Source organism: Criibacterium bergeronii (genome assembly GCF_001693775.2).
GTDB classification, from domain to species: domain Bacteria; phylum Bacillota; class Clostridia; order Peptostreptococcales; family Filifactoraceae; genus Peptoanaerobacter; species Peptoanaerobacter bergeronii.
The window spans coordinates 1-1,132 of record NZ_MBEW02000065.1 but is presented as its reverse complement, the minus strand read 5'-3'; the positions used below and the strand labels follow the sequence as shown (position 1 = coordinate 1,132).

Sequence of the window (1,132 nt, the reverse complement as noted above, 5' to 3'; positions counted from 1 at the left end):
TTTTTATACAGTGATATAGACCAGTATTCAAAAGTCATTCAAAGCGACTTGGTTAAAGATATGGTGAAAAAAGCGGAAGAAGAAAAAGGCATAAAGGTATTGGCACTTGACTATGTATTTGGCTTTAGAAATATGATGACAAATAAAAAAATCGTAGAGCCTGAAGATTTAGCAGGAATGAAAATAAGGACTCCGGGTAGTCAGATTTTTATTGATACTATAAATTCTATGGGAGCTACAGCTACTCCTATGGCTTTTTCAGAAACTATCAGTGCAGTACAGCAAGGTGTAGTAGATGGGCTGGAAGGTACAGTAGATGCTATGACAGCAAACGGTAGTGCAGAGGTAGTAAAAAATGTTGGCTTGACAAAGCACTTCCTAGGTACTTGCGGAGTATATATTAGCAAAGAAGTGTTTGATAGCATTCCGGCAGAATATCAAACAATAATGCAAGAAGAGTTTGACAAAAATGCTAAAGAAATGATTGAATTGGTAAAGACTAACTATGACTCTCAGGTAAAATCATTGGAAGAAAAGGGAATAGAGTTTAATGAAGTAGATTTACCAAAGTTTAAAGAAAGAGCAAAGAGCGTTTTTGATAAAATGGAAGGCATAACACCTGGCATCTACGAAAAATTAGTTGAAGAGATAGAAAAATAATTGAACGCTTGTAAATGAATAAGAGTAAAAATGGCTATAGCTTTTGATAATTTAAGTTATAGCCATTTTTGCAAAAGGAGACATAGAAAATATGCAAAAAAAATTGCTTAACAACTTTGAGGAAATAATAGCATCGTTATTTATTTGCTGTACGCTGGTTTTGGTTGTTGCTAATATTTTTTTGAGATACTTTGTAAAAACAGGTATTCCTTGGTCGGAAGAGGCAGCTACAGCGTGCTTTGTATGGTCAGTATACATAGGTGCATCTGCCGCATATAAGCAAGGACAACATATAGGCATAGACTTGATAGTAAAGCATTTTAGTAATAATATGAGAAACGTAGTGCAGCTAATAGTGCATTTGATTTTATTTTTTGTAATTGTTTTTATATGCTCTTTAAGCATACTTTATATAAAAACTACATATATAAAGGTCACACCGGTCCTTGCCGTATCTAGTGCATATATATCC

General features: G+C 33.8%; 2 protein-coding genes. Both read left to right on the top strand.

All coding sequences use genetic code 11. The features are described from left to right. Window positions 1-660: TRAP transporter substrate-binding protein DctP (dctP, locus tag BBG48_RS10750; RefSeq protein WP_199560413.1), on the top strand; the 660-nt coding region annotated here is incomplete at its 5' end. Window positions 661-751: 91 nt separating this feature from the next. Continuing rightward, on the top strand, window positions 752-1,132 hold a 381-nt coding region (locus BBG48_RS10745; protein ID WP_147292853.1), incomplete at its 3' end, for a TRAP transporter small permease.